The sequence below is a fragment of the Pantoea sp. NSTU24 genome, from assembly GCF_050157905.1.
GTDB lineage: Bacteria > Pseudomonadota > Gammaproteobacteria > Enterobacterales > Enterobacteriaceae > Pantoea.
The window spans coordinates 688,197-713,508 of sequence record NZ_JBKIWZ010000001.1; the positions used below are offsets into that span (position 1 = coordinate 688,197).

The 25,312-nt window shown below is 55.8% G+C and carries 24 protein-coding genes; 16 read left to right on the forward strand and 8 right to left on the reverse strand.

Annotation, left to right across the window (positions count from 1 at the left end):
- Positions 1-53 precede the first annotated feature (53 nt).
- Entirely contained in the window at positions 54-986 is a 933-nt protein-coding gene (gene rlmF, locus ACLHDD_RS03420; RefSeq protein ID WP_427102945.1) for a 23S rRNA (adenine(1618)-N(6))-methyltransferase RlmF, read from the forward strand.
- Positions 987-1,073: 87 nt separating this feature from the next.
- Here the strand turns inward: rlmF and glnQ are convergent, their stop codons facing one another.
- From glnQ to rhtA, 5 genes are all read right to left on the reverse strand, one after another.
- Entirely contained in the window at positions 1,074-1,796 is a 723-nt protein-coding gene (gene glnQ / locus ACLHDD_RS03425; RefSeq protein WP_293773823.1) for a glutamine ABC transporter ATP-binding protein GlnQ, read from the reverse strand.
- Positions 1,793-2,452, reverse strand: a complete 660-nt coding sequence (gene glnP, locus ACLHDD_RS03430; protein WP_427102946.1) for a glutamine ABC transporter permease GlnP — start codon at positions 2,450-2,452, stop codon at positions 1,793-1,795. Before glnP ends, glnQ begins: the two co-directional genes overlap by 4 nt.
- A 77-nt stretch (positions 2,453-2,529) precedes the next feature.
- Positions 2,530-3,276: a glutamine ABC transporter substrate-binding protein GlnH gene (glnH, locus tag ACLHDD_RS03435; protein ID WP_427102947.1), complete on the reverse strand. Its 747-nt coding sequence runs from the start codon at positions 3,274-3,276 to the stop codon at positions 2,530-2,532.
- Positions 3,277-3,600: 324 nt separating this feature from the next.
- On the reverse strand, positions 3,601-4,104 hold the full coding sequence (gene dps / locus ACLHDD_RS03440) for a DNA starvation/stationary phase protection protein Dps (protein WP_427102948.1): 504 nt from the start codon (positions 4,102-4,104) through the stop codon (positions 3,601-3,603).
- A 327-nt stretch (positions 4,105-4,431) separates the two neighbouring features.
- Positions 4,432-5,343 (reverse strand): threonine/homoserine exporter RhtA, encoded by a 912-nt coding sequence (gene rhtA, locus ACLHDD_RS03445; RefSeq protein WP_427102949.1) that lies wholly within the window; start codon positions 5,341-5,343, stop codon positions 4,432-4,434.
- On the opposite strand from rhtA, the gene ACLHDD_RS03450 reads away from it, so the two are divergent.
- Positions 5,273-5,473 (forward strand): hypothetical protein, encoded by a 201-nt coding sequence (locus tag ACLHDD_RS03450; RefSeq protein WP_427105239.1) that lies wholly within the window; start codon positions 5,273-5,275, stop codon positions 5,471-5,473. The two genes, rhtA and ACLHDD_RS03450, sit on opposite strands and share 71 nt — an antisense overlap.
- Before the next feature lie 236 nt (positions 5,474-5,709).
- Complete coding sequence (gene ompX / locus ACLHDD_RS03455; RefSeq protein WP_427102950.1) at positions 5,710-6,222, forward strand: outer membrane protein OmpX; 513 nt, start codon at positions 5,710-5,712, stop codon at positions 6,220-6,222.
- A 224-nt stretch (positions 6,223-6,446) separates the two neighbouring features.
- Here the strand turns inward: ompX and ACLHDD_RS03460 are convergent, their stop codons facing one another.
- Positions 6,447-6,638, reverse strand: a complete 192-nt coding sequence (locus ACLHDD_RS03460) for a hypothetical protein (RefSeq protein WP_427102951.1) — start codon at positions 6,636-6,638, stop codon at positions 6,447-6,449.
- A 250-nt stretch (positions 6,639-6,888) separates the two neighbouring features.
- Here ACLHDD_RS03460 and mntR point away from each other — a divergent pair, with 250 nt between their 5' ends.
- From mntR to ACLHDD_RS03495, 7 genes are all read left to right on the forward strand, one after another.
- Entirely contained in the window at positions 6,889-7,347 is a 459-nt protein-coding gene (gene mntR, locus ACLHDD_RS03465) for a manganese-binding transcriptional regulator MntR (RefSeq protein WP_003850512.1), read from the forward strand.
- Positions 7,348-7,367: 20 nt separating this feature from the next.
- Complete coding sequence (locus ACLHDD_RS03470; RefSeq protein ID WP_427102952.1) at positions 7,368-8,477, forward strand: SLC13 family permease; 1,110 nt, start codon at positions 7,368-7,370, stop codon at positions 8,475-8,477.
- Positions 8,478-8,626: 149 nt separating this feature from the next.
- The gene (locus ACLHDD_RS03475; RefSeq protein WP_427102953.1) at positions 8,627-9,772 is read left to right on the forward strand and encodes an HlyD family secretion protein; all 1,146 of its coding nucleotides are present in this window, start codon (positions 8,627-8,629) and stop codon (positions 9,770-9,772) included.
- Positions 9,769-11,337 carry a DHA2 family efflux MFS transporter permease subunit gene (locus ACLHDD_RS03480; RefSeq protein WP_128085864.1) on the forward strand — a complete coding sequence of 523 codons (1,569 nt, stop codon included), beginning with the start codon at positions 9,769-9,771 and terminating at the stop codon, positions 11,335-11,337. Before ACLHDD_RS03475 ends, ACLHDD_RS03480 begins: the two co-directional genes overlap by 4 nt.
- Before the next feature lies 1 nt (position 11,338).
- Positions 11,339-12,868 carry an efflux transporter outer membrane subunit gene (locus tag ACLHDD_RS03485; RefSeq protein WP_427102954.1) on the forward strand — a complete coding sequence of 510 codons (1,530 nt, stop codon included), beginning with the start codon at positions 11,339-11,341 and terminating at the stop codon, positions 12,866-12,868.
- Between the two features lie 874 nt (positions 12,869-13,742).
- Positions 13,743-14,144, forward strand: a complete 402-nt coding sequence (locus tag ACLHDD_RS03490) for an H-NS family nucleoid-associated regulatory protein (RefSeq protein ID WP_427102955.1) — start codon at positions 13,743-13,745, stop codon at positions 14,142-14,144.
- A gap of 177 nt (positions 14,145-14,321) precedes the next feature.
- Positions 14,322-15,914 carry an ABC-F family ATPase gene (locus ACLHDD_RS03495; protein ID WP_427102956.1) on the forward strand — a complete coding sequence of 531 codons (1,593 nt, stop codon included), beginning with the start codon at positions 14,322-14,324 and terminating at the stop codon, positions 15,912-15,914.
- A 396-nt stretch (positions 15,915-16,310) separates the two neighbouring features.
- Here ACLHDD_RS03495 and moeB read toward each other — a convergent pair whose 3' ends face one another.
- A complete protein-coding gene (gene moeB, locus ACLHDD_RS03500) occupies positions 16,311-17,069 on the reverse strand; it encodes a molybdopterin-synthase adenylyltransferase MoeB (RefSeq protein ID WP_427102957.1) in 759 nt (252 codons plus the stop codon).
- Positions 17,070-18,305 carry a molybdopterin molybdotransferase MoeA gene (gene moeA, locus ACLHDD_RS03505; protein ID WP_427102958.1) on the reverse strand — a complete coding sequence of 412 codons (1,236 nt, stop codon included), beginning with the start codon at positions 18,303-18,305 and terminating at the stop codon, positions 17,070-17,072.
- Positions 18,306-18,559: 254 nt separating this feature from the next.
- Between moeA and ACLHDD_RS03510 the strand changes: the two genes are divergently transcribed.
- The 6 genes from ACLHDD_RS03510 to ACLHDD_RS03535 are packed head-to-tail and all read left to right on the forward strand — an operon-like array spanning position 18,560 to position 25,302.
- Positions 18,560-19,519 carry an isoaspartyl peptidase/L-asparaginase family protein gene (locus ACLHDD_RS03510; RefSeq protein ID WP_427102959.1) on the forward strand — a complete coding sequence of 320 codons (960 nt, stop codon included), beginning with the start codon at positions 18,560-18,562 and terminating at the stop codon, positions 19,517-19,519.
- Between the two features lie 9 nt (positions 19,520-19,528).
- Entirely contained in the window at positions 19,529-21,385 is a 1,857-nt protein-coding gene (locus ACLHDD_RS03515) for a dipeptide ABC transporter ATP-binding protein (RefSeq protein ID WP_427102960.1), read from the forward strand.
- Between the two features lie 54 nt (positions 21,386-21,439).
- Positions 21,440-22,972: a glutathione ABC transporter substrate-binding protein GsiB gene (gene gsiB, locus ACLHDD_RS03520; protein WP_427102961.1), complete on the forward strand. Its 1,533-nt coding sequence runs from the start codon at positions 21,440-21,442 to the stop codon at positions 22,970-22,972.
- 46 nt (positions 22,973-23,018) lie between these two features.
- A complete protein-coding gene (gsiC, locus tag ACLHDD_RS03525) occupies positions 23,019-23,948 on the forward strand; it encodes a glutathione ABC transporter permease GsiC (RefSeq protein ID WP_427102962.1) in 930 nt (309 codons plus the stop codon).
- On the forward strand, positions 23,945-24,850 hold the full coding sequence (gsiD, locus tag ACLHDD_RS03530; protein ID WP_427102963.1) for a glutathione ABC transporter permease GsiD: 906 nt from the start codon (positions 23,945-23,947) through the stop codon (positions 24,848-24,850). The genes gsiC and gsiD overlap by 4 nt, the downstream gene beginning before the upstream one ends.
- A 2-nt stretch (positions 24,851-24,852) precedes the next feature.
- The gene (locus ACLHDD_RS03535; RefSeq protein WP_427105162.1) at positions 24,853-25,302 is read left to right on the forward strand and encodes a DUF4385 domain-containing protein; all 450 of its coding nucleotides are present in this window, start codon (positions 24,853-24,855) and stop codon (positions 25,300-25,302) included.
- The last annotated feature ends 10 nt before the right edge of the window (positions 25,303-25,312 follow it).

Genomic DNA, 25,312 nt, shown 5'->3' on the forward strand with positions numbered 1-25,312 from the left:
TTTTCCGCCGTCTACAGCGTATTGTACGCGCGCCTGAATAACTGAGAGAACGTATGAAAAAGTCAGCCAGCACGTCGCCTTTCCACGCCCGCAATCGCCATCAGGGCGAATACGATTTTGCCGCGTTAACCGCTGCCCATCCGCCGCTGGCGGCGAAAGTGCGGCCAAACGGTTACGGCGTGCAGTCCGTGGATTTTGCGGATCCGGACGCGGTGATGCTGCTGAACCAGGCGCTGATTAAGCTGTTTTACGATATCGACTGGCAGCTCGCGCCCGGCTCACTCTGTCCGCCGGTGCCGGGGCGTGCCGACTATCTGCACTATCTCGCCGATCTGCTGGCGCTGGACAACAACGGGACAATCCCGGCGGCAGACGTGCTGGATATCGGCTGCGGGGCTAACTGCATCTATCCGCTGATTGGCGCGGCAGAATATGGCTGGCGCTTTACCGGCACCGATATTGATGAGACCGCCATTAAAGCCGCGAACCGCATTGTCGCGGCCAATCCGCGTCTGACGCGCCAGATCCGCCTGCGCCGGCAGAAAAACAGCGATGCGATTCTGGCCGGAGTGGTCAGTAAGAATGAATGTTTCAGCGCGGTGATGTGTAACCCGCCGTTCCATGCGTCGGCCGAAGAGGCGGCGATGGGCACCCAGCGTAAGGTTCGCAATCTCGGCCTGGATAAGCGTGCGCCGCTGAACTTTGGTGGCCAGCACAATGAGCTGTGGTATCCCGGTGGCGAAAAGGCGTTTATCGGTAAGATGATTGCCGAAAGCGTCGCGCTGGGTCGCCAGATCGGCTGGTTTACCTCGCTGGTGTCGCGCAAAGAGAATTTGCCGGCCCTGGAAAAGCAGCTGCAGGCGCTCGACGTCGCTGAACTGCGGGTGGTAAACATGGCGCAGGGACAGAAGCAGAGCCGCTTCCTGGCGTGGAGTTTTATGCCCGCCGCCGCGCTCAGCAAACTGCTGAGTCGCCTGGGAAGCTAAAGTATTCCCGGTGCAGTCCCGGCATAGCTGCCGCACCGCGCGCATTCAGTCCCCAAATGAAACGGGCCGCTAAGCGGCCCGTTGTGATCAGGAGACGTGTTGCAGGAATTCGCGCAGACGCTCGCTGGGCGGGTTACTGATCAGGCTGTCAGGATCGCCATCTTCCGCAATCCGTCCCTTGTCGATGAAGATCAGACGCGAAGCCACTTTTTGGGCAAAGCCCACTTCGTGCGTCACAATCACCATCGTCATGCCTTCTTCCGCCAGATCCTGCATCACTTTCAGCACTTCATGACGCAGCTCCGGGTCCAGCGCAGAGGTCGGCTCATCGAACAGCATCATTTTCGGCTTCACCGCCAGCGCGCGGGCGATCGCCACACGCTGCTGCTGGCCGCCAGAGAGTTCAGACGGGAAGTGATGCGCCCGCTCGGCCAGGCCCACTTTGCCCAGCAGCTCACGCGCCAGCTGGCGTGCCGCCTCTTTGCTGGCGCCGCGCACCCGAATCGGACCAAACGCCACGTTATCGAGTGCGCTCATCTGAGGGAACAGGTGAAACTGCTGGAATACCATGCCCGCTTCCTGACGGATCAGGCGATCGTCCACTTTTGGATCGTTGACGTGCAGGCCATCAACAATCAGGTCGCCGCTGGTGATCTCTTCCAGCTTGTTGATGCAGCGCAGCAGGGTCGATTTACCGGAACCGGAGGGGCCGATAATCACCACCACTTCGCCCTGGTTAATCTTCAGATCGATATTGTGTAACACCTGGGTCTGGCCAAAGTGCTTGGAAACATTTTTAAATTCAATCACAGGATTTTCACCCTTTTCTCAATGCGGCGCAGCACAAAGCTCAGCACCAGCGTAATGACCAGATAGATAATTGCCACGGCGCTCCAGATTTCCAGCGCGCGAAAATTACCGGCAATAATCTCCTGACCCTGACGTGTCAGTTCAGCCACACCGATAACGATAAACAGCGATGTATCTTTGATGCTGACAATCCACTGGTTGCCCAGCGGCGGAAGCATACGGCGCAGCGCCAACGGCATGATCACGTAGCGCAGCGTCTCACGGCCCGACAGGCCCAGCGCCAGTCCGGCTTCACGGAAGCCCTTGTTGATCGACAGCACCGCACCACGGGTAATTTCGGCAATATAGGCGCCGGAGTTAATCATGATGGTCACGACGGCCGCAGTGAAGGGATCGATACGCAGGTCGGGGAACGCCATCGGCAGTGCAAAATAGATGAACATCACCTGCACTACGATAGGGGTACCACGGATAATTTCGATAAAGACCAGGGCGATATTATTGGCGATCCAGCCACCGTAAGCGCGGGCAAAACCGGCGATCAGTCCGATGATCAGGCCACCAATCAGGCCCATAACAGAGATAATTAAGGTCAGTTTGGCGCCTTCAAGCAGCGCTGGCATGGCGGGCCAGATGACGCTCCAGTCAAACTCCATGGTGTCACTCCAGATAGGTTGCAATGGAAAAAAGCAGGGAAAAATTTTCCCTGCCGAAAGTCGGATACAGAAATTTATTATTTAGGTTCGGTGCCGAACCATTTTTTATACAGCGTGTTGTAGGTGCCGTTCTCTTTCAGGGTTTTCAGCGCGCCGTTAACCTTTTCACGCAAATCGTCGCTGCCTTTCGGGAAGGCGATACCGTACTGCTGCGCTTCGATCGACTCGCCTACCGCTTTAAAGCGACCTTTACCGGCGGTGTGGATGAAGTAAAGGATGTTTGGCGTGTCGTGCAGCACGGCGTCGGCACGGTTTGTACCCAGCTCCATATAGGCGCTGTCGATGTTCGGGAACTGACGCAGATCTTTAGATTTGATGTTAGCTTTTGCGTATTCCACCGAGCCGGTGCCGCTTTTCACTGCCACCACTTTGCCGTTGAGATCGCTGATGCCTTTGATGTCGTTTTCATTGTTACGCACCATCACCTGCAGACCACTTTTGTAGTAGCCGTCAGAGAACGCGATTGCCTTTTTACGTTCTTCAGTAATGGTGATGCCCGCCAGCGCCAGATCGACATTGCGCGTCTGCAGTGCAGGGATGATGCCGCTGAAATCCATCGGCTTCAGGGTGTAATCGAGCTTCAGTTCTTTCGCAATGGCATCCCAGAGATCCACATCAAAACCGACATACTTGTCACCCTGTTTAAATTCAAACGGAACAAAGGCGGTATCTGTCGCGACAACCAGCTTCTTTTCTGCTGCAGACGACGAGAAGGCTAAGGCCAGCGCCAGCGCGGCTGCAGAAACTTTTAACAGTGACTTCATCATTTTTTCCTTATAAGGATCAGGCGGCAGGGCCTGCGTTTGCGGCTTGTCGTATGAAAGAATTATGCCAACTTTGCAAAATCTTCGAAATCAGTGAGTTGAGAAATATAGCTGACACGATTTTGCAGTTAATTCTGCCTTTGCACCATTATGGTGATCACTTTTGGTGCATGCGGCTATTTTGGTGCAATCGGTAGTTTGCCTGAGATGTTAAAGCTGTGAAGAGGAGGAGAAGAGAACTGTTAACAGGGTCATAAAAAGGGGATAACGCAGACGTAAAAAAGGCGGGTTTCCCCGCCTGATAGCTTCTGCTTACGCTTACGCTTATTCAATGTTGGCTTCGATGAACCACAGGAATTTATCCAGGTCACGGGATGCCGCTGTGAAGATGTCCGCAGTATCTTCATCTTTGACTTCATCGATCGCTTTGCGGGTGTCGTTAGCGACAACGCTGTAGCGGTCGGCCAGCGCCTTCAGGTGATCCTGCACGCTATGAATGTTCAGCGGATAGCTTTTCAGCGGGGTCTGGTCATTAACTACCTGCGTGGTGCCCAGTGCCACGCCGCCCAGCTGAACAACACGCTCAGCGATAGTATCCTGGTGATCGGTGATCGTCGTGCGGAAACCATCCAGCATCTCATGCACACCGATAAAGTTAGCACCGCGCATGTTCCAGTGCGCCTGCTTGGTAATCAGTGACAAATCAATAAACTCAACGACCAGACGGTTCAGCACCGCAATGGTGGCTTTCTTTTCGTCATCGCTCACGTCATTGCGGGTATAAATCAGGTCGGAAGATTTAGTTTTAACCAATTTAGCGGTACTCATCGTTTCAGTCCTCTCTTTGATGGTTGTCCTAATCAAGTACCGGATAAGTATAGCAGCACTTTTCAGCTTTGCAGGAACGGCTTTAACGATGACAGAAATAGCGTAATGCTTTATTAAAAGTCTGGTGGAAATCGATGAGTTAATAACATGTTAAAATATAACTTTACGATTTAATCATTAAAATCATCAACTTAAATAAGATGGTGTTTAAAGGGTAAATGACGGTTTAAACAAAGAAAGATTGTTAAGAATGTAAACGTGGGAATAATTCTCAGGAAGATCATGATTTTTATTCAGCCCATCAGCTCGATGGGCTGAAAGCATTAATTAATGCCTGTCATCTGATAATTCAACGCTGTTTAACTGGTTCTTCCTGGGACGCATCGTCAGGGTTGAGCCGGCCGACGCAACGATGATGGCCAGCAGGGCCAGCCATTGCAGCGCGGTAAGCGTCTCTCCTAAAAAGAGCATGCCTGAAAAGGCGGCCATCGCAGGCTCCAGGCTCATCAGCGTGCCAAAGATACGTGCCGGTAAGCGGGTCAGCGCAATCATTTCGAGGGAATAGGGGATGGCGCTGGAGAGCAGGGCAATAAGGAAAGCGAGCGGCATTACGCCCCACTGCCAGAGACCGCTTTCTGCGAAGGTCAGTCCCAGCGGCACAAAAATCACTGAGGCGATCAGTGAACCGATGGCGACGGTGGCCGGACCGTGCTCTGCACCCGCCCGCTGCCCTGCCAGAATATACACTGCCCAGCAGGCCCCTGCACCGACGGCCAATGCCGCGCCAGTCGGATCAATGGCCGTCATATCCGAGCCGAAAGGCAGCAGAAACCACAAGCCCGCTACGGCGAGCAATACCCATATAAAATCCAGCGGCCGGCGTGAGCCAAACAGCGCCAGCGCCAGCGGACCGGTAAATTCCAGTCCGACAGCGACGCCCAGCGGCACGGTGCGAATTGCCAGATAGAACATAAAGTTCATGCCACCTAATGCCAGTCCATACATCAGCAGCGGCAGGCGCTGCTCCCGCCGGAAGTGCAAACGCCAGGGCTTAAAGATGACGCAGAGTATCAGGGTGCCAAAGGTCAGACGCAGTGCGGTTATGCCGGTCGCACCCACAGAAGGGAAGAGGCTTTTTGCCAGCGAAGCACCCCCCTGGAGCGACAGCATGGCAACCAGCAATACGGCAATGGGCAAAACTATAGGTGTTAGGTTTTTAGAAGCGGGAGAGGCAGACATCCTGTGTACTTTTCCTGTTCATCAGCGTTGTACGAGCCAGTGTAAAGGAAAAGCAGGCAAAAAAATCACCGTTTCACGTTTTAACCTTATGCGGGCTGCGTGTTTTTTAGCCAGAATCAGGGCCATTTAGGTAAAGAAATGTCAGGTTTTTTTAGGAATTTACTTAAAGCACAAAATGAGCACAAAAAGATTATGTCAGGAAGATGACAGATTTTATAAGTAAAATGAATGACATAGGATATCGCATTAACTTCCTGTTACACCAAACATTCTCTTAGACAACAAAATCCGGGCAGAGTTTCTCGCTATTTTTTGTTATATTTTTAGCGTTGTCAGGAGAGAAGTATTTTCACATTTGAGGTGGTTATGAAAAAAATTGCATGTCTTTCAGCATTAGCCTGTGTACTGGCAGTATCTGCAGGTTCAGCAATGGCACAGAGCACCGTAACTGGTGGCTATGCTCAGAGCGACTATCAGGGCGTGGCTAACAAAGCTAACGGCTTCAACCTGAAATACCGCTACGAAGACGGTTCTAACCCACTGGGCTGGATCGGTTCATTCACTTACACCGAAAAAGATCGTACCGACGCTGGCGTGTACAACAAAGCTCAGTACTACGGTGTGACCGGTGGTCCTGCTTACCGTCTGAACGACTGGGCAAGCATCTACGGCGTTGTAGGTATCGGCTACGGTAAATTCCAGCAGAACGATACTGATTCACGCGCTAAAAATGATTCAAGCGACGTAGGCTTCTCTTACGGCGCAGGCCTGCAGTTCAACCCAATCGAAAACGTTGCACTGGATGTGGGCTACGAGCAGAGCCGTATCCGCAGCGTCGATGTGGGTACCTGGATTGCTGGCGTAGGTTACAGCTTCTAAGCTTAGCTGACCTGCCAGAAAACGGCCCCTTGTGGGCCGTTTTTTATTGCCTGCATTTTATGTCTGTCTCTGCCGCGTATTCCTTTTCCCTCTTGCCAGACGTACGTACGCCTTCCGGCGTGACCGGGCCATTCAGGGATGATGTTTTGTTGCGGTGAAAGAAAGCAGAGAGTGGAAAAGATGAGGGGCCTTTCAGCCAGAAGCTGAAAGGCATTGAATCGGGATTAGCCGCGCCAGATCAGGTTCTGACAGCGACGGTCAGCAGGCTTATGGCCCAGCAATTTTTCAATCAACATCAGACGCAGTGTAAACGGGGAACGTGTCAGCAGGCACAGCCAGGATTTCATCTCCATGGTTGATTTTTTCTCTGCCTGGAAGCATTTGCTGCAATCTAAGCAACATTTCAGGGTGCTCATAGAATCACCTCCCAATCATTGTCGACGCGGTCGTCTGCAGCCGGGGTGAGAGCCAGGCTCTACACCATCGTAAGAGGATCGCACAGGATCATCATGGTGCTGCTTACATTATCATCAAATATAGCACTGGCTATATCCCTTAGCCAAGGCTAATGACGAAAAATTTGAGCTTCTTTGCGGCTGGTTTACAATAAGCGCAGCTAAATCCGTATAGCCGTAATCGTACGGAACATAATAATGAGGAAACTTAATGAGTCGTCGTGCTAAAAGCGTGGTTTCTGCGCCGAAAGGGCCACTGAAAGATATTGAAGAGCATGTCGAAGGTTTTCGGCAGGTGCGCGAAGCGCATCGTCGCGAGTTAATTGATGACTACGTTGAGTTAATCTCTGATTTAATTGGTGAATTTGGTGAAGCGCGTCAGGTCGATATGGCGGCCCGTCTGGGCGTGTCGCAGCCTACCGTGGCGAAAATGCTGAAGCGGCTCGGCAGTGCCGGGCTGGTTGAGCAGGTGCCATATCGTGGCGTTTTTCTGACCAGCGAAGGCGAGAAGCTGGCGGAAGAGAGCCGCGCCCGTCATCATATTGTGGAAAGTTTTCTGCTGGCGCTGGGCATCAGCCCCGAAACGGCCCGACGCGACTCAGAAGGTATTGAACATCACGTCAGTGATGAAACGCTGGCTGTATTTAAGAAGTTCTCCGAAACCCGCTAACGCTAAGGCGTACCCTCATCATGCCTCAACTGCTTCGATCTTTTTTGCATGACTCAATTTTGCATTTATTAATCGTGATTGGTGTTGTTCTGGCATGTCTGGCGGATTTCCGCTGGGCCGACCTGCCGGGTGCCGTAGACTGGCATACGATTATTACGCTCACGGGGTTGTTAATTCTGACCAAAGGGCTGGAAACCAGTGGCTACTTTGACGTGCTGGGAAGCCGGCTGATTGCGCGTTTCCGCCACGAACGGGCGCTGGCACTGTTTATGGTGCTGGCGGCGGCGCTGCTCTCTACCTTCCTGACCAACGATGTGGCGCTGTTTATTCTGGTGCCATTAACGCTGACGCTGCGTAAGTTCTCGCATCTGCCGATTTCGCGCCTGATCATCTTCGAAGCGCTGGCGGTGAACGCCGGATCGCTGCTGACACCGGTCGGCAATCCGCAAAACATTCTGTTATGGAGCCACGGGAAACTCAGTGTCGTCGCGTTTATCCTGCAGATGCTGCCGCTGGCCGCCTGGCTGCTGCTGAGTCTGGTGGTGCTGACCTGGTTCAGCTTTTCAAAGCGTTCAATTGATAAACATGACAACCCGGAACAGCCTCAGTGGCAGAAACCGTTGTTTATCGTCAGCGTGGTGCTCTATCTGCTCTTCATTGCCGGTCTGGAACTGGAGATCACCGGCTGGATCCTGCTGCTGATTCTGGCCACCTTTCTTGTGATGGCCCGTCCGGTGCTGATGCGCATCGACTGGAGTCTGCTGGTCGTATTTATCGCCATGTTTATTGACGTCTTCCTGCTGACGCGTCTGCCGGTGATGCAGGCGCATTTTGATGCGGTGTCACACTTTGGTCAGGGGCAGCTCTACCTGCTGGCGATTGGCCTGTCGCAGGTGATCAGTAATGTGCCCGCGACCATTCTGCTGCTGCAAAAAGTGCCGCCAACGGATGTGCTTGCCTGGGCAGTTAACATAGGTGGATTCGGTCTGCTGCCGGGTTCACTTGCGAATCTGATCGCCTTACGTATGGCGAAAGACCGGGCCGTCTGGTGGCGTTTCCATCTCTTTTCCCTTCCTCTGCTGGCCTGGTCAATGGCCACTGGCTGGCTGCTGCTGAATTTGCTCCACTAGTCCTGACACATCCCGCCACTGTGAACAGGTGGCAGGATGTGCGCCATTTCTCAAGTTTCGTAAAGTTGCACTGGATTTTGTCAGTTTCCGATATAAGGTTAACAGGACCTTTATGCCCGGAATCAGGGCCTTAGCCAGTGATGGAAACTATGAGCGAGAACAAGCAACGCGATCCACACCAGCAGGACGCAGATAACGAGACGGAGAACAGCTCTCAGTCAGACGATAATCAGGACAACGACTCGCAGCCGGAGCGTAAACGCCCCGGTAAAAAGCCGCTGATTATTCTGGCGATAGTGGTGGTGATTATGCTGATTGTCGGTTTCTGGTTCTGGTTTGCTAACCGGAATCTGGAAACCACCGACGATGCGTTCACGGAGGGTGATGCGGTTACTATTGCGCCTAAAGCCTCTGGCTATGTCGTGAAGCTACTGGTGAAAGATAACCAGCGGGTGAAGAAGGGCGATCTGCTGGTTGAGATAGACCCCAGTGATAACCGCGCCCAGCGTGAACAGGCGCAGGCGCAGCTTGGCCTGGCCATAGCGCAGCTGCATCAGGCGCAGGCGCAACTGGCCCTGTCTCGGGTTCAGTATCCGGCGCAGCGCGATCAGGCGCTGGCTGATCAGGCGAAAGCCGAGGCCAGCCTGCTTAATGCGCAGGCGGACTACCGTCGCCAGCGCGGCGTCGACCCGCGCGCCACAAGTCAGCGCAATATTGACAGCGCCTCTGCACAGTTACGTTCGGCGCAGGCGCAGCTTCAGAGCGCCAAAGCGCAGGTCGAAGTCGCCTCTCAGGTTGCCCTGCAGATCCGTCAGCAGGAGACCAATGTAGAAGCGCGTCAGCAGCAGGTTGAGCAGGCGAAAGCCCAGCTGAGCACCGCCGATCTGAATCTCTCTTACACCCAGGTGCGCGCGCCCTATGACGGGTTTATCACCAAACGTAACGTCCAGCTGGGCACGCTGGTGCAGGCCGGCTCCTCGCTCTTCTCACTGGTTTCCCCCGATATCTGGATCACCGCGAATTTCAAAGAGTCGCAGCTGGAACGCATGAATCCGGGCGACAAAGTGGAAATCAGCGTGGATGCCTGGCCGGACATGAAACTGGAAGGGCATGTGGACAGCATCCAGATGGGCTCCGGTTCACGTTTCTCCACTTTCCCGTCTGAAAACGCCACCGGCAACTACGTAAAGATCGTGCAGCGCGTACCGGTGAAGATCGTCATCGACAAAGGTCTGGACCCGAACCATCCGCTGCCGCTGGGCCTCTCCGTCGAACCTAAGGTCACTGTGGAATGAGTACGGCGCAGAGCTGGAAACCGGCCAGCAATCCGTGGCTGGTCGCGATCACGGTGACGCTGGCGGTGTTTATGGAGATCCTCGACACCACCATCGTTAACGTGGCGCTGCCGCACATCGCCGGTTCGCTCTCCTCCAGTTACGACGAGTCAACCTGGGTGCTGACCTCCTATCTGGTGGCGAACGGCATCGTCCTGCCTATCTCTGCGTTCTTCAGCCGGCTGTTTGGCCGCAAACAGTTTTTCCTGATCTGCATCGTGATGTTCACCATCTGCTCTTTCCTGTGCGGTATCGCCACCGAACTGTGGCAGATCATTCTGTTCCGCGTGCTGCAGGGCTTCTTCGGCGGCGGTCTGCAGCCGGTTCAGCAGTCCGTGCTGCTGGACTACTTCAAGGCGGAGGATCGCGGCAAGGCCTTTGGACTCTCCTCTATCGCCATTATTGTTGCGCCGGTTATCGGCCCGACGTTAGGCGGCTGGATTACCGACAATTACAGCTGGCGCTGGGTGTTCTTTATTAACATTCCGGTGGGCGTGCTGACGGTGCTGGCGATCTACCAGCTGCTGGAAGATCCGCCGTGGGAGCGTAAATGGGCCAAAGGCAAACTGAATATTGATTACATCGGTATCGGCCTGATTACCTTAGGGCTGGGCTGTCTGCAGGTGATGCTGGACCGTGGCGAGGATGAGGACTGGTTCGCCTCTCACTTTATCGTCCTGTTCGCCGTGCTGGCGCTGGTGGGTATCGTCGGCGCGGTCTACTGGCTGATGTACGCCCGTAAACCGGTAGTGGACATTCTGGTGATGAAGGACCGCAACTTCTGGGTCGCCGGGCTGCTGATGGCAGGCATGGCGATGATTCTTTACGGCAGCTCCGTGGTTCTGCCACAGCTGGCGCAGCAGGACCTGGGGTATACCGCCACCTGGTCAGGTCTGGTGCTCTCACCGGGTGCGGTGCTGATCGTCCTGACCATTCCGCTGGTACTGAAACTGATGCCGATCGTGCAGACACGCTACATCATCGCGTTTGGTTTCAGCTGTCTGGCTATGGCGTTTTTCTACTCCTCGACTCTGACGCCGGATGTCGATTTCAAAACGCTGGTGATGATGCGCAGCGCGCAGTCTATCGGACTGGGTTTCCTGTTTGTGCCGCTGACGACCATCGCCTTTATCACCATCCCGCAGCGGCTCAACGCTGACGCCTCGGCGCTGTTCACCATGTTTCGTAACGTGGCAGGTTCGATCGGCATCTCGCTTTCAACGGCGGCGATTACCGAGCGCGAACAGGTGCGGTCGGCCCACATGGTGCACAACATGACGCCGCTGAACGAGCCGTTCAACATCACACTGCAGCACTGGGCACAGGCGATCCGCGACTTTACCTCGGCGGTGGGCGATCCGCTCACGCTGGCCACTGGTCAGCTTTATAAAGAAATGATCGTTCAGTCACGCATCCTTGCTTATATCGATGTTTTCTCAGGCCTGAGTATTGTCGCCCTGATTTTGATTCCATTTTGTTGGCTGCTGTCGCCGATCAAGAGCGAAGGCAGTGCAGGAGCACACTAACATGAAGGTTTTTTACTCTCATCGCCTGAAATCCCTGAACGTCCTGCTGGCCCTGGTGCTGGCAGGTTGCGCCGTCGGGCCAGACTACCAGGCGCCGAAACCGGTGTTACCTGGCGGTTATCACGGCCTGGATTCGCAGGAGGGCTCAAAGCCGCAGAACAGTGCGATCAACGCCCGCTGGTGGCGTAGTTTTAACGATCCGCAACTCGACAGCCTGATCGACCGGGCCATAGCGGGTAATCTCAGCCTGCAACAGACGGTTCTGCGCATTGCCGGCGCGCGTGAACAGCTGACACAGGCTCAGGGCAGTCTGTTCCCCAGTCTGGGCGCCTCAGCGAAGGTAACGCGTCAGCAGCTCGGGCTGAAAGGGCTGCTGGAGGCTAATGGTGCTAACGACCAGCTCGACAGCAGCGTGGCCAGCCAGCTCAACGGCTTAACTCAGCCTGTTAACCTCTATCAGGGCAGTTTCGATGCCAGCTGGGAGCTCGACCTGTGGGGCAAAGTACGCCGCCAGGTTGAAGCCGCCAATGCGCAACAGCAGGCGGCAATTGAGCAGCGCAACGATGCGCTGGTTTCACTGGAGGCTGAAGTGGCGCGGGCCTGGCTGCAGCTGCGTGGCGCGCAGAGCACTATCCAGACGCTTCAGCAGCAGATTGATGTGGCGCAACAGACGACCGAACTGACCCGGAGCCAGCAGCAGAATGGTCTGGCGCCGCTGACTGATGTGGAGAATGCACGTGCGCAGCTCAGTTCGCTGCAGGCACAGCTGCCTCAGTATCAGTCACAGGCGCGGCAGGCGATGAATGGATTAGCGGTACTGCTCGGCAAAACGCCAGGTGCGCTGGATGCTGAACTCGCAACGCCAAAAGCCCTGCCGACGCTGCCGCAGTTTGTGCCTGTTGGCATTCCCGCCACGCTGGCACGTCGCCGGCCCGATATTCGTCAGGCTGAAGCAACGTTACATGCACAAACCGCAGAGATTGGCGTTTCCGTGGCGCAGCTTTTCCCAAGCCTGTCGCTGACCGGGCAACTTGGAGTGCGCAACACAGATGTCAGCTATCTCGACAACTGGAGCAGCCATTTCTACAGTTACGGCCCCTCGTTATCGATACCGATTTTCCAGGGAGGGCAGCTGGTGTCGAGCGTCAGGCTGGCACGGGCGCAGCAGGCCAGCGCTGCACTGGATTATCGTCAGACGGTGCTGACGGCGTTGCAGGATGTGGAGAATGCGCTGGTCAGCTACCGTGCCGACCAGCAGCGCGTTACCGCGCTGGATGAGACCACTGGCGCCCTGCAACGTACCTTCGATCTCGCCAGCGACAGTTACCGTCAGGGACTTTCTACGTTCCTGGAAGTGCTGGATGCGCAGAGGCAGCTCGCTCAGGCACAGGAGCAGGCCACACAGGCACGGATGCAAAGCGCGCTTGACCTTGTGGCGCTTTATAAGGCGCTGGGCGGCGGCTGGGAAACGTATCAGAACGTTAATATGCCGCAATTTCCCGTTTTTGGTCCGGCCACGCAGGTAAATTAATCTTCCGGCGGTCGCGGCTGTAAATCGGTGACCGCCTGATACGCCTCTTTTCTTCACGTTGCCCGGTCATATTCAGCGTAACGCGCAGGGCTAAATGTGGACAGGTGTTGTTCTAACCTGTTGAATAGAGAGCTATCCCCGCGCAACGGCGTCTGTGGGAAGCGGCTTAATAATGCCGCGCTCGCCACCCGATTATTATCCCTCTGCTCAACCTGCGTTTATTTCTGGCACCGGCCTGTGGCGATTCGGGATTCTGGACCCTGTCACTAATCTGATTTTATTTACCGGGTGATTTGTTCAGAGCGACTTAACACTTCACAGAGGCGTCACCTGTTGCTATTGGTTCTGCGGCACCTGACACAACGTTTATTCTTTTGCTTAGTAAACTGCGAATAATCCGATCCTGCCGGTAACCGCAGCGGCAAAAAAAAAGTCAGCAGCCAGTAAGGGGTTTAATTAAAAGTGCGGCGCAGCTGCGATCTTTTGCACTATTTACCCGCAGTGAAGAAGGTTTTTTAAACAGAATCTGTAAGGTATTGTGACTGAGATCGCGATTAGAAAACTTTTTAATCGGTACCCGCCGGGCCCGCTGCGCGGAATAATGTGGCTGTTCTGCCCGTTTTTTGTCGCAACGGTTTATGAACCGCTGGCGGGATTAAAATGTTGAAATCGTTTTCAATCCGGGATCGGAGACACAGTTTGTTGTTAATTCGCCGTTAATAAAACGTCAGCCCAGCGTGATTTTAAAAGTGCTGTTTCAGCTCAATTAATACTTAAGAATTATCTGTAGCGTAAAAATAATTTATTTTTTTATTTGAATTAGGTAGTCTTGGCGCTACAGTTTTATTAACCCCCCTTAATCAAGGACATTGTGATGAGTGACGCATTTAAGGTTCTGAACAATATTCGCACATTACGTGCCCAGGCTCGTGAACTTCCACTGACCGATCTTGAAGAGATCCTGGAAAAATTAACTGTCGTTGTTACTGAACGCCGTGAAGAAGCGGAAGCGGAAGAGACGCAGAATCGCGAAAAAGAAGAGAAGCTGTCAAAATATCGCGAAATGCTGCTGGCTGACGGCATCGATCCTAATGAATTATTAGGCGCGCTGGAAAGCGGAAAAAAACGCACCAAGCGTGCGCCGCGCCCGGCTAAATATTCTTACACCGACGAAAACGGTGAACAGAAATCCTGGACTGGCCAGGGCCGTACTCCGGCAGCGATTAAAAAAGCGCTGGACGCCGGTAAAACGCTGGACAGTTTCCTGATCGATTGATCGACACAATCCTTGTAAGTGGGAGCCGGGGGGCCATGATGGCCTGCCGGCTTTTTTATTTCTGTCGGGATATCAATCACTGCGCGAGGAATCCGTGCCTGACGCTGGCGTGCGCTGCGTCACATCTGGCATAATAGCCGCCGTTTTTTCATCCATTTCTTCACAAAGGTCAATGCCGTGTTAGTTAGCAGCAATATCACCATGCAGTTTGGCAGCAAGCCACTGTTCGAAAATATCTCCGTTAAATTTGGCGGCGGTAATCGTTACGGTTTAATCGGTGCGAACGGCAGCGGAAAATCCACCTTCATGAAGATTTTGGGTGGCGATCTGGTGCCAACAGGCGGCAACGTCTCTTACGATCCTAATGAGCGCATTGGTAAGCTGCGTCAGGATCAGTTCGCCTTTGAAACATTCAGCGTTCTCGACACTGTTATCATGGGTCACCATGAATTATGGGAAGTAAAGCAGGAACGTGACCGGATCTATTCTTTGCCGGAGATGAGCGAAGAAGAGGGATATAAGGTCGGCGACCTTGAGGCGCTTTACGGTGAGATGGATGGCTACAGCGCCGAGTCGCGTGCGGGTGAGTTATTACTGGGCGTGGGCATTCCGGTCGAGCAACATTATGGCCCGATGAGCGAAATTGCGCCGGGTTTTAAATTACGCGTACTTCTGGCCCAGGCGCTGTTTTCGAATCCCGATATTTTGTTACTCGACGAACCGACAAACAACCTGGATATTGATACCATCCGCTGGCTGGAGCAGGTGCTGAACGAGCGTGACAGCACTATGATTATCATTTCGCATGACCGCCACTTCCTTAATATGGTCTGTACGCACATGGCCGATTTGGATTATGGCGAGCTGCGGGTCTATTCCGGTAATTATGACGAATATATGACCGCTGCGACCCAGGCACGTGAACGCCTGTTGGCCGATAACGCTAAGAAAAAAGCACAGATTGCCGACCTGCAATCGTTTGTCAGTCGCTTCAGCGCCAACGCCTCTAAATCGCGCCAGGCGACATCACGCGCTAAACAGATGGATAAAATTAAGCTGGATGAAGTAAAAGCCTCCAGTCGTCAGAACCCGTTTATCCGTTTCGAACAGGACAAGAAGTTGTTCCGTAATGCGCTTGAAGTGGAAGGATTAACCAAAGGGTTTGATAACGGTCCGCTGTTTAAGAATTTAAATCTGCTACTGGAAGTGGGTGAAAAGCTGGCGGTCATCGGGGCAAACGGTATTGGTAAATCGACGCTGCTGAAAACGCTGGTAGGTCAGCTTACGCCAGAGAACGGCAGCGTTAAATGGTCAGAGAATGCGCGTATCGGTTATTACGCACAGGATCACGCTGACGATTTTGCCAATGATTTGACCGTATTTGACTGGATGAGTCAGTGGAAGCAGCCTGGCGATGATGAGCAGACTATTCGCGGTATTCTGGGCCGGCTGCTCTTCTCTCAGGACGATATTAAGAAGCCGGCAAAAGTGCTGTCGGGGGGTGAAAAGGGTCGTATGCTGTTCGGTAAGCTGATGATGGAAAAACCGAACATCTTAATTATGGATGAGCCGACCAACCACCTTGATATGGAGTCCATTGAATCGCTCAATATGGCGCTGGAGATGTATGAAGGCACGCTGATCTTTGTTTCACACGACCGTGAGTTTGTCAGCTCGCTGGCAACCCGCGTGATTGAGCTGAAAGAGGACCGCGTGATTGACTTCACCGGTAATTATGAGGATTACCTGCGAAGTCAGGGCATCGTCTGATGAAAACGGGGTGGCGAAAGCCACCCTTTTTTTGGCCTGATGAGCGGGTTGCAGGCTTTTCGCAGTTTCGCTGAGAGACAGTGAGCAGTCGAAGTCTCAGGCGCAGGCTTCAGGAAGCCTGCGCTTTCCGCAAAGACGCGGGAACGCTATTCCTGGCCCGCGATGCTTTGCTCCAGGCGCAGGCTTCCTCTGCTTTGAAGATTGAGCTGGCAGGATAAACTGACTGAAAGAGGGCGTGCGGGCTGTGGTTCAGGACAGGTAGTCTGGCCGGGTCTGAATAGTCTGCGCAGGCTTCAGGAAGCCTGCGCTTTCCGCAAAGACGCAGTCACGCCATGCCTTGCCCGCAATGCTTTTTAGCTGCTCTTATTGCGTTGAACAGCGTGTTTCACGCTGACGTTAAGCTCCATCACCACACACTTCACAGTGCGCGTCCTGCGCCACTTTCATGCTGCGGAATTCCGCGCTCATCGCATCGTACATCAGCAATCGGCTGGCAGCGGGTTCGCCAAATGCGGTCAGAACCTTAATCGCCTCCATCGCCTGCATTGCGCCGATGACGCCAACCAGCGGCCCCATCACGCCCGCTTCCACGCAGCTCAGGGTCTGTTCACCAAACAGGCGGCTGATACAGCGATAGCAGGGGGTGCCGGGCTGCCAGTTAAATACGCTGATCTGGCCTTCCATCCGGATTGCCGCGCCGGAAACCAGCGGAACCCGCTGCTGACGACAGAGCCGGTTAAGTTGTTCACGCACTGCAACGTTGTCGGTACAATCCAGTACCACCTGCTGCCGGGCAATCAGCGCCAGCAGTGCCGCATCGTCCAGCTTCCCGTTGATCGCGTGTAACTGGCAGTGGGGATTAATCACAGACAGACTCTGCGCGGCTGAATCCACTTTGGCACGGCCAATATCGGCATCGTGATGCAGAATCTGCCGTTGCAGGTTAGAGTGCGACACGGTGTCAAAGTCGAGTAGCGTCAGGCTGCCAATACCGGCCGCCGCCAGCCAGGGCGCAGCGGCACAGCCCAGTCCGCCCAGCCCGACAATAAGCGCATGACTCGCTTTCAGCCGCTCCTGACCGTCAAAATCGAAGCCACGCAGGACAATCTGCCGGTTGTAGCGCAGCATCTCCTCATCGCTTAATTCGGGCAGCATTTACGCCTCCAGCAGAGTATTGAAAGGTTCCACGTCCACCCACTCGCCCGGCTCCACATTGCCGCGATCCCGTTCCAGCACAATAAAGCAGTTAGCCTGAGCGAAAGAGCTGAAGACATGGGACCCCTGCATCCCGGTAGTGACCACCTCCCGTTCACCCTGGGCATTCTGCCGCAGGATACCGCGCTGGAAGTCGAGCCGGCCCGGTGACTTTTTCAGGCGCGAGGCACAGCGCACTTTCTGACGTGGCGGCAGCGCCGGTTTCTGCTGGCCGGTGAGGGTGGCAAGCAGCGGCTGCACCAGCTGATAGAAGGTGACGGCGGCAGAAACCGGATTGCCCGGCAGTCCGCAGAACCAGCTGCTGCTGAGACGGCCAAAGGCAAAAGGCTTGCCGGGTTTGATCGCCAGCTTCCAGAAGCTGATGGCACCCAGCTCCTCCAGCATACTTTTGGTGAAATCCGCTTCGCCGACGGAGACGCCGCCTGTACTAATCACCACATCCGCCTGCCGATCCGCCTCTGTAAATGCAGTACGTAGCGCGGCGGGATCGTCTTTGATGATGCCCATGTCGATGACCTCACAACCCAGCTTTTGCAGCATCAGTGACACCGCAAAACGATTGGTGTCGTAGATCTCCCCTTCAGCCAGCGGCTCGCCGACCGGCCGGAGCTCATCGCCAGTGGAGAAAATCGCAACCCGCAGTTTTCGCAACACGCTGACCTGCGCAATACCGAGTGAGGCAAGCAGAGGAAGCTCTGCCGCGCCCAGACGGGTTCCTGCCGCCAGCACCACGTTGCCCGGTTTTATATCGTCGCCCGTCAGACGAATATTTTGTCCCGGACGCACCGGGGCGGTAATCACAATCGCGTCACCCTGAGTTTCGGTCTGCTCCTGCATCACCACCGCTTCACAGCCTGCCGGAACCGGCGCGCCGGTCATGATGCGGATTACGCTGCCCGCTGGCCATTCGCCGCTGAAGGGGGCGCCGGCAAAGGCTTTTCCTGCTACGGGTAACGGCTGGCCGCTGCTGGCGTCGGCCAGCCGGACGGCATAGCCATCCATCGCAGAGTTATCAAAAGGCGGTACCGCAATCGGAGAGGTCACGGCGCTGGCCGTAATACGACCAGCCGCCCCGGCCAGCGTCACGCTGAGCGAGTCGGTGATGGGCGTCAGCTGTGACAGCATTTTTTGTTGCGCCTCCTCAAGGGAGATTAAACCTGCAGTAAAACTTTCCATGAACAGTCCAGCCTGGTTATGTCAGATGCTGCCTATTATGGTGGGAATTAGCCGCTGAGTCACATCGCTGTCAGTCTGGCTGCGCCGTGTTATGGCAAAAGTAATCTGTGTGGTAAGAAAAGGTTATAACCACAGGAACAGTTTCCGCTTTACAACACTTAGCAGGCTTCCTATAGTCAAAATCCACCCAAAAAAGATGAAACTCATTTCAAATCAGTGATTTTCGTCCGGATGCAACCACAGGACAGAGCCTTATGGTCAATGCAGTGATCGCCATTCATGGGGGCGCAGGCGCCATTACGCGCTCAGCAATGAGCGCCGAAAAGGAGCTGGCGTTTCGCCAGGCGTTACACGATATCGTCACGCAGGGTCAGCAGATTCTGGCGCAGGGCGGCAGCGCACTCGATGCGGTGACCGAGACGGTGCGTCTGCTTGAAGAGTGTCCGCTATTTAATGCCGGAAAAGGCGCGGTGTTTACGCATCAGGGGACGCATGAACTGGATGCCTGCGTGATGGATGGCCGGACGCAGAACGCGGGCGCAGTCGCGGGCGTGACGCGGGTGCGTAATCCGGTGCTGGCGGCGCGTGCGGTACTGGAACACAGCGAGCATGTGCTGTTTATCGGCGAAGGCGCTGAGCAGTTCGCCCTGGCACAGGGACTGGCGCCGGTGGCCGCTGACTATTTCTCGACGCCGGCGCGCCGGGAGCAGTTGCAGCGTGCCCTGAACAGTGATGCTGCGGTACTGGACCATGATGGTGCTGCGCACAGCGATGAGCCGCTCGATCCGGACCATAAGTTTGGCACCGTCGGCGCGGTGGCGCTGGATCAGGCGGGTAATCTCGCCGCCGCCACCTCAACGGGTGGCATGACCAATAAGCAGGCCGGACGAGTCGGTGATTCGCCACTGCCGGGTGCTGGCTGCTATGCCAGCAACGACAGCGTAGCCGTCTCCTGCACCGGCACGGGCGAAGTTTTTATACGTACGCTGGCCGCCTACGATGTCGCTGCGCAGATGCGTTACGCCGGGCGCTCGCTGCAACAGGCCTGCGTGAATGTCATTCATGACAGCGTGCTGGAACTGGGCGGCAGCGGCGGGCTGATCGCGGTGGATCGCGCAGGCAATGTGGCGCTGCCGTTTAACAGTGAAGGCATGTACCGGGCCGTGGCGCGGGTCGGTGAAGCAGCGGACGTCGCTATCTATCGCGAAAATTAAGGAGCTGATATGAGCGACAGGCAAACGTTACCGCCGCTGGCTCCGGATCAGGTGCTGGCAGTGCGCGATCTCAGTGTGCGTTTCCGGCATGAGGGCACCGTGACGGATGCCGTGCGTCATCTGTCACTCAATCTGTTTCGCGGAGAAACGCTGGCGCTGGTGGGGGAGTCCGGTTCCGGAAAATCAGTGACATCGCTGGCGCTGATGCGGCTGATTGAACAGGCGGGCGGAAGCGTCAGCGGCGATGTACAGCTGCGTCGTCGTAACGGTGAAGTGCTGGATCTGATGCGGGCCTCCCGTGCTCAGATGCGGCGGGTGCGCGGCGCAGACATGGCGATGATCTTTCAGGAGCCGATGACCTCGCTGAATCCGGTCTTCTCTGTGGGTGAGCAGATCGCCGAATCAATCCGGCTGCACCAGGGGCTGGGCCACGCCGGGGCGCTGGCCGAGGCGCGCCGGATGCTGGATCTGGTACGCATTCCCGACGCGCAAAATGTTTTATCCCGTTTTCCGCATCAGCTGTCGGGCGGAATGCGTCAGCGCGTCATGATCGCGATGGCGCTCTGCTGCAAACCGGCGCTGCTGATTGCCGATGAGCCGACCACCGCGCTCGACGTCACGATTCAGGCGCAGATCCTGCAGCTTATCCGCGTGCTGCAGAAAGAGATGCAGATGGGCGTAATTTTCATCACGCACGACATGGGCGTAGTGGCCGAAATGGCCGACCGGGTGCAGGTGATGTATCGCGGCGACGTGGTCGAGAGTGCCCCGGTCGCCGAGCTGTTCAGCGCCCCGCAGCAGCCCTATACCCGGGCGCTACTGGCAGCAGTACCAAAACTTGGCGCAATGCAGGGCCAGCCTCTGCCAGCCAGATTCCCGCTGCTGCACAGCGACGCGCCGGATGATGCCCCTCAGGACACGGTCCGTCGCCAGCAGCCGCCCATTTTGCAGGTGCGCGATCTGGTGACCCGCTTCGATATCCGTGGCGGCCTGCTGAACCGCGTCAAGAGCCGGGTTCACGCCGTGGAAAAAGTCAGTTTTGATCTCTATGCCGGTGAAACACTGGCGCTGGTGGGGGAGTCAGGCTGTGGCAAATCGACCACCGGACGTTCGTTGCTGAAACTGGTGGCCAGCCAGGGCGGCACCCTGACGTTTGATGGACAGCGGATAGATGATCTCTCGGGCGCGGTGCTGGCGCATCTGCGACGCGACATTCAGATTATCTTTCAGGATCCCTACGCCTCACTCGACCCCCGGCTGACGGTGGGCTTCTCGATTATGGAGCCGCTGCTGGTACATAACGTGATGCCGCGCCGCGAGGCTGAACAGCGCGTCGCCGCGCTGCTGGAGAAAGTCGGACTGCTGCCGGAGCACGCGCAGCGTTATCCGCATGAATTCTCTGGCGGACAGCGTCAGCGCATCTGTATTGCCCGCGCGCTGGCGCTGAATCCTAAAGTGGTGATTGCCGATGAGTCGGTTTCTGCACTGGACGTTTCGATTCAGGCGCAGATCATCAATCTGATGCTCGATTTACAGCGCGAGCTGGGCATCGCTTTTCTGTTTATTTCTCACGATATGGCGGTGGTGGAGCGCATCAGCCATCGCGTGGCGGTCATGTATCTCGGTCAGATTGTCGAGATGGGGCCGCGTCAGGCGGTGTTTGAGCGGCCTCAGCACCCCTATACCCGAAAACTCATGGCGGCAGTGCCGGTAGCCGATCCGGCTCACCGGCGTCGTGAACGAGCCTTACTGGTCGATGAGATCCCCAGCCCGATTCATGCATTAGGGGATGAACCTGAAGTGGCGCCGCTGATGGAGGTGGCCCCGGGCCATTTCGTCGCCCGCCATGTTATCAGTGCGACCTGAACAGTGACGATGTCGCTCCGGCGACCAACCCGACAGGGATTACAGGAGAACAAGATGCAGATGACGATGCGTAAAGGGGTACTGGCGGCTGGCGTGCTGAGCGCGATGACCTTGCCCGCCTGGGCAGCACAGGATGCGGTGATTGCCGTCGCCTCCAGTTTTACCACCCTCGATCCCTATGATGCCAACGACACGCTGTCGCAGGCGGTAGCGAAATCTTTCTATCAGGGGCTGTTTGGCTTCGATAAAGCGATGAAGCTGACCAATGTGCTGGCAGAAAGCTATCAGGCGAGCCCTGATGGTCTGACCTACACCATCAAACTGCGGCCGGGCGTGAAATTTCAGGATGGCACCGACTTCAACGCGGAGGCGGTGAAGGTCAACCTCGATCGCGCCAGCAATCCGGATAATCATCTCAAACGCTATAACCTGTTCAAATATATTGCCAGCACGGAAGTGGTGGATCCGACGACGGTGAAGGTAACGCTGAAGACACCGTTCTCGGCCTTTATTAATAACCTGGCGCATCCGGCGGCGGCGATGATTTCGCCCACCGCGCTGAAGAAATATGGCAAAGAGATCGGTTTCCACCCGGTGGGCACCGGCCCGTTTATTTTCGACACCTGGAATCAGACCGATTTCGTCAAGGTGAAGAAGTGGGATGGCTACTGGAAGCAGGGCTATCCGAAGCTGGACAGCATTACCTGGCGTCCAGTGGTGGACAACAACACCCGCGCTGCGATGCTGCAGACCGGCGAGGCAAACTTCGCTTTCCCTGTGCCCTATGAGCAGGCGAAACGACTGGAGAAAAACAGCAAGCTTGATGTGGTGACCACGCCGTCCATTATGCAGCGCTACATCAGCCTGAACGTGACGCAGAAGCCGTTCGACAACCCGAAAGTGCGTGAAGCACTGGAGTACGCCATCAACCGTCAGGCGCTGGCGAAAGTGGCCTTCGCCGGTTATGCCACGCCGGCCACCGGCATTGTGCCGCCCGCCATCGATTTTGCACAGACCTATCCGGCGATCAGCTACGATCCGGCTAAAGCCCGGGCACTGCTGAAAGAGGCAGGCTACCCGAACGGCTTTGAAACCACGCTCTGGTCGTCCCACAACCACAGTACCGCGCAGAAGGTGTTGCAGTTCACGCAGCAGCAGCTGGCGCAAATTGGTGTGAAGGTGAAGGTCACGGCGATGGATGCGGGTCAGCGTGCTGCCGAAGTAGAGGGCAAAGGCCAGAAAGAGAGCGGGGTACGGATGTTCTACACCGGCTGGTCTGCATCCACCGGTGAAGCGGACTGGGCACTGACGCCACTGTTTGCGACGGCGGCATGGCCACCGGCGATCTTCAACACCGCGTTTTACAGCAATCCAAAGGTCGACAAAGATCTGGCCGATGCGCTGAAAACCACCGATCGTGCAGAGAAAGCGCGCCTCTATAAAGATGCACAGGACATCATCTGGCAGGATCATCCGTGGATCCCGCTGGTGGTCGAACAGCTGGTTTCTGCCAACAGCAAAAACCTCAGCGGTTTTTATGTGATGCCCGATACCTCATTCAACTTCGATGAGGCCACTCTGAAGTAACGGAGCCGGCCAGCCCCCGTGGCTGGCCGCAGCTGCAGGATGTTACATGCTTAACTATTTTCTTAAACGGCTCTTAGGGCTCATCCCCACGCTACTGATTGTGGCGGTGCTGGTGTTCCTGTTTGTTCATCTGCTGCCGGGCGATCCGGCACGGCTGATTGCCGGACCAGAAGCCGATGCGTCGGTGGTGGCGCTGGTGCGTCAGGAGCTGGGGCTGGATCTGCCGCTGCCGCAGCAGTTCGGGCACTTTATACTGAATGCGCTGCAGGGCGATTTTGGTCAGTCGATGGTGTCAAAGCGCCCGGTCGCCGAAGAGATCGCGACACGCTTTATGCCGACCCTGTGGCTGACGCTGGCCAGTATGATCTGGGCCGTGATGCTGGGCATGGCGATCGGCATCGTCTCCGCCGTCTGGCGTAACCGCTGGCCTGATCGGCTGGGCATGACGCTGGCAGTATCGGGGATTTCTTTTCCCGCCTTTGCGCTGGGCATGCTCCTGATGCAGGTCTTCTCAGTTGAGCTGGGCTGGCTGCCCACCGTCGGGGCAGAAAGCTGGCAGCATTACATTCTGCCCTCTCTGACGTTAGGCGCAGCGGTGGCGGCGGTCATGGCACGCTTTACCCGCGCCGCCTTTGTCGAGGTGATGCAGGAAGATTATATGCGTACTGCCCGGGCTAAAGGCGTGCGGGAATCGCTGGTGGTCGTGAAACATGGCCTGCGCAACGCCATGATCCCGGTAGTGACGATGATGGGGCTGCAGTTTGGTTTTCTGCTGGGTGGCTCGATCGTCGTCGAAGTGGTGTTCAACTGGCCGGGGCTGGGGCGCCTGCTGGTGGACTCGGTGGCGATGCGCGACTATCCGGTTATTCAGGCTGAAGTGCTGCTGTTCTCGCTGGAGTTTATTCTGATCAATCTGTTTGTCGACATGCTCTATGCGGTGATCAATCCCGCTATTCGCTTTAAGGAGTCGCGATGAAAAACTGGCGACGTGAAGCGGCACTGAAAACGATGCCGCTCATCGCGGAAAATCGGGTACGCACGCCGTGGCGTGAGTTCTGGCGACGCTTCCGGCGTCAGCCGGTAGCAATGCTGGCCGGGATGTTTGTGCTGCTGCTGATTGTGCTGGCGGTGGTCGCGCCGTGGATTGCACCGTTCGATGCAGAAAACTACTTCGATTATGACCGGCTCAATGACGGTCCGTCGCTGATGCATCTGTTTGGCGTCGATTCGCTGGGCCGCGATATTTTCAGCCGGGTGCTGGTCGGCACGCGCATCTCCCTGATTGCCGGCTTCTTCTCAGTCGTGATCGGCGCACTGATTGGTACGCTGTTCGGGCTGCTGGCAGGCTATTACGAAGGCTGGTGGGACCGTATCACCATGCGAATCTGCGACGTGCTGTTTGCCTTTCCCGGCATTCTGCTGGCGATTGCAGTCGTGGCGATTATGGGCAGCGGCATGAGTAATGTGATTGTGGCGGTCGCGATCTTCAGCATCCCGGCCTTTGCCCGCCTGGTACGCGGTAACACACTGGTACTGAAGCATCAGACCTATATCGAGTCGGCCCGCAGCATCGGGGCCTCAGACTGGACGATTCTGATGCGCCATATCCTGCCCGGCACCGTCTCACCGATTGTGGTTTACTTCACCATGCGGGTGGGCACCTCGATCATCACGGCGGCCAGCCTGTCGTTTCTCGGACTGGGGGCACAGCCGCCTGTGCCGGAGTGGGGCGCGATGCTCAACGAGGCGCGGGCTGACATGGTGATCGCCCCGCACGTCGCCATTTTCCCCAGCCTGGCGATCTTCCTCACTGTTCTGGCATTTAATTTACTCGGCGACGGGCTACGCGACGCGCTTGATCCTAAACTGAAACAATGACGATAAAACCTTTCGATTATGACCAGGACTTCAGCACCATCGACTTCCGCCAGCATCCCGAACGTTATCAGGTGGGGCGCGGCGAGCAGGGCGTGCTGATGGTCGAGCCCTATAAGAGCGAAATTCTGCCGTACTGGCGATTTCGCACGGTCCCCATTGCTGAGGAGTCGGCAGAAAAAATCATGGCGCTGTTTGAGGAATACCGGCGTCAGGATGATTTCGTCGGCATGGATATGGCACGCAAATTTATTCAGATGGGTTACACCCGTGCGCGCCGTTACAGCAATCATAAAGGGGGACGAAAATATGATGCCGACGGCAAGGAGCTGCCACGCGGCATCAACGAAGAAAAGGCTGCAGCCGCAGCAGTTTTCAAAGGCTACTGGGACCGATTGCGTGAAGATGAGGACTATTTACAACGTAAGAAAGCGCATCAGCAACAGTATGGCTAGCGGCTGAACC

Bases quoted from the DNA above. Each gene is read 5' to 3' on its own strand.
- gsiB (WP_427102961.1), top strand. From the start codon at position 21,440: ATGCAGATGACGATGCGTAAAGGGGTACTGGCGGCTGGCGTGCTGAGC.
- dps (WP_427102948.1), bottom strand. From the start codon at position 4,104: ATGAGTACCGCTAAATTGGTTAAAACTAAATCTTCCGACCTGATTTAT.
- ACLHDD_RS03450 (WP_427105239.1), top strand. From the start codon at position 5,273: ATGGCAACCAGCAATACGGCAATGGGCAAAACTATAGGTGTTAGGTTT.
- ACLHDD_RS03480 (WP_128085864.1), top strand. From the start codon at position 9,769: ATGAGTACGGCGCAGAGCTGGAAACCGGCCAGCAATCCGTGGCTGGTC.
- ompX (WP_427102950.1), top strand. From the start codon at position 5,710: ATGAAAAAAATTGCATGTCTTTCAGCATTAGCCTGTGTACTGGCAGTA.
- ACLHDD_RS03485 (WP_427102954.1), top strand. From the start codon at position 11,339: ATGAAGGTTTTTTACTCTCATCGCCTGAAATCCCTGAACGTCCTGCTG.
- glnP (WP_427102946.1), bottom strand. From the start codon at position 2,452: ATGGAGTTTGACTGGAGCGTCATCTGGCCCGCCATGCCAGCGCTGCTT.
- ACLHDD_RS03515 (WP_427102960.1), top strand. From the start codon at position 19,529: ATGAGCGACAGGCAAACGTTACCGCCGCTGGCTCCGGATCAGGTGCTG.
- gsiD (WP_427102963.1), top strand. From the start codon at position 23,945: ATGAAAAACTGGCGACGTGAAGCGGCACTGAAAACGATGCCGCTCATC.
- moeB (WP_427102957.1), bottom strand. From the start codon at position 17,069: ATGCTGCCCGAATTAAGCGATGAGGAGATGCTGCGCTACAACCGGCAG.
- ACLHDD_RS03475 (WP_427102953.1), top strand. From the start codon at position 8,627: ATGAGCGAGAACAAGCAACGCGATCCACACCAGCAGGACGCAGATAAC.
- ACLHDD_RS03460 (WP_427102951.1), bottom strand. From the start codon at position 6,638: ATGAGCACCCTGAAATGTTGCTTAGATTGCAGCAAATGCTTCCAGGCA.
- rhtA (WP_427102949.1), bottom strand. From the start codon at position 5,343: ATGTCTGCCTCTCCCGCTTCTAAAAACCTAACACCTATAGTTTTGCCC.
- glnH (WP_427102947.1), bottom strand. From the start codon at position 3,276: ATGAAGTCACTGTTAAAAGTTTCTGCAGCCGCGCTGGCGCTGGCCTTA.
- mntR (WP_003850512.1), top strand. From the start codon at position 6,889: ATGAGTCGTCGTGCTAAAAGCGTGGTTTCTGCGCCGAAAGGGCCACTG.
- gsiC (WP_427102962.1), top strand. From the start codon at position 23,019: ATGCTTAACTATTTTCTTAAACGGCTCTTAGGGCTCATCCCCACGCTA.
- ACLHDD_RS03470 (WP_427102952.1), top strand. From the start codon at position 7,368: ATGCCTCAACTGCTTCGATCTTTTTTGCATGACTCAATTTTGCATTTA.
- ACLHDD_RS03490 (WP_427102955.1), top strand. From the start codon at position 13,743: ATGAGTGACGCATTTAAGGTTCTGAACAATATTCGCACATTACGTGCC.
- ACLHDD_RS03510 (WP_427102959.1), top strand. From the start codon at position 18,560: ATGGTCAATGCAGTGATCGCCATTCATGGGGGCGCAGGCGCCATTACG.
- rlmF (WP_427102945.1), top strand. From the start codon at position 54: ATGAAAAAGTCAGCCAGCACGTCGCCTTTCCACGCCCGCAATCGCCAT.
- moeA (WP_427102958.1), bottom strand. From the start codon at position 18,305: ATGGAAAGTTTTACTGCAGGTTTAATCTCCCTTGAGGAGGCGCAACAA.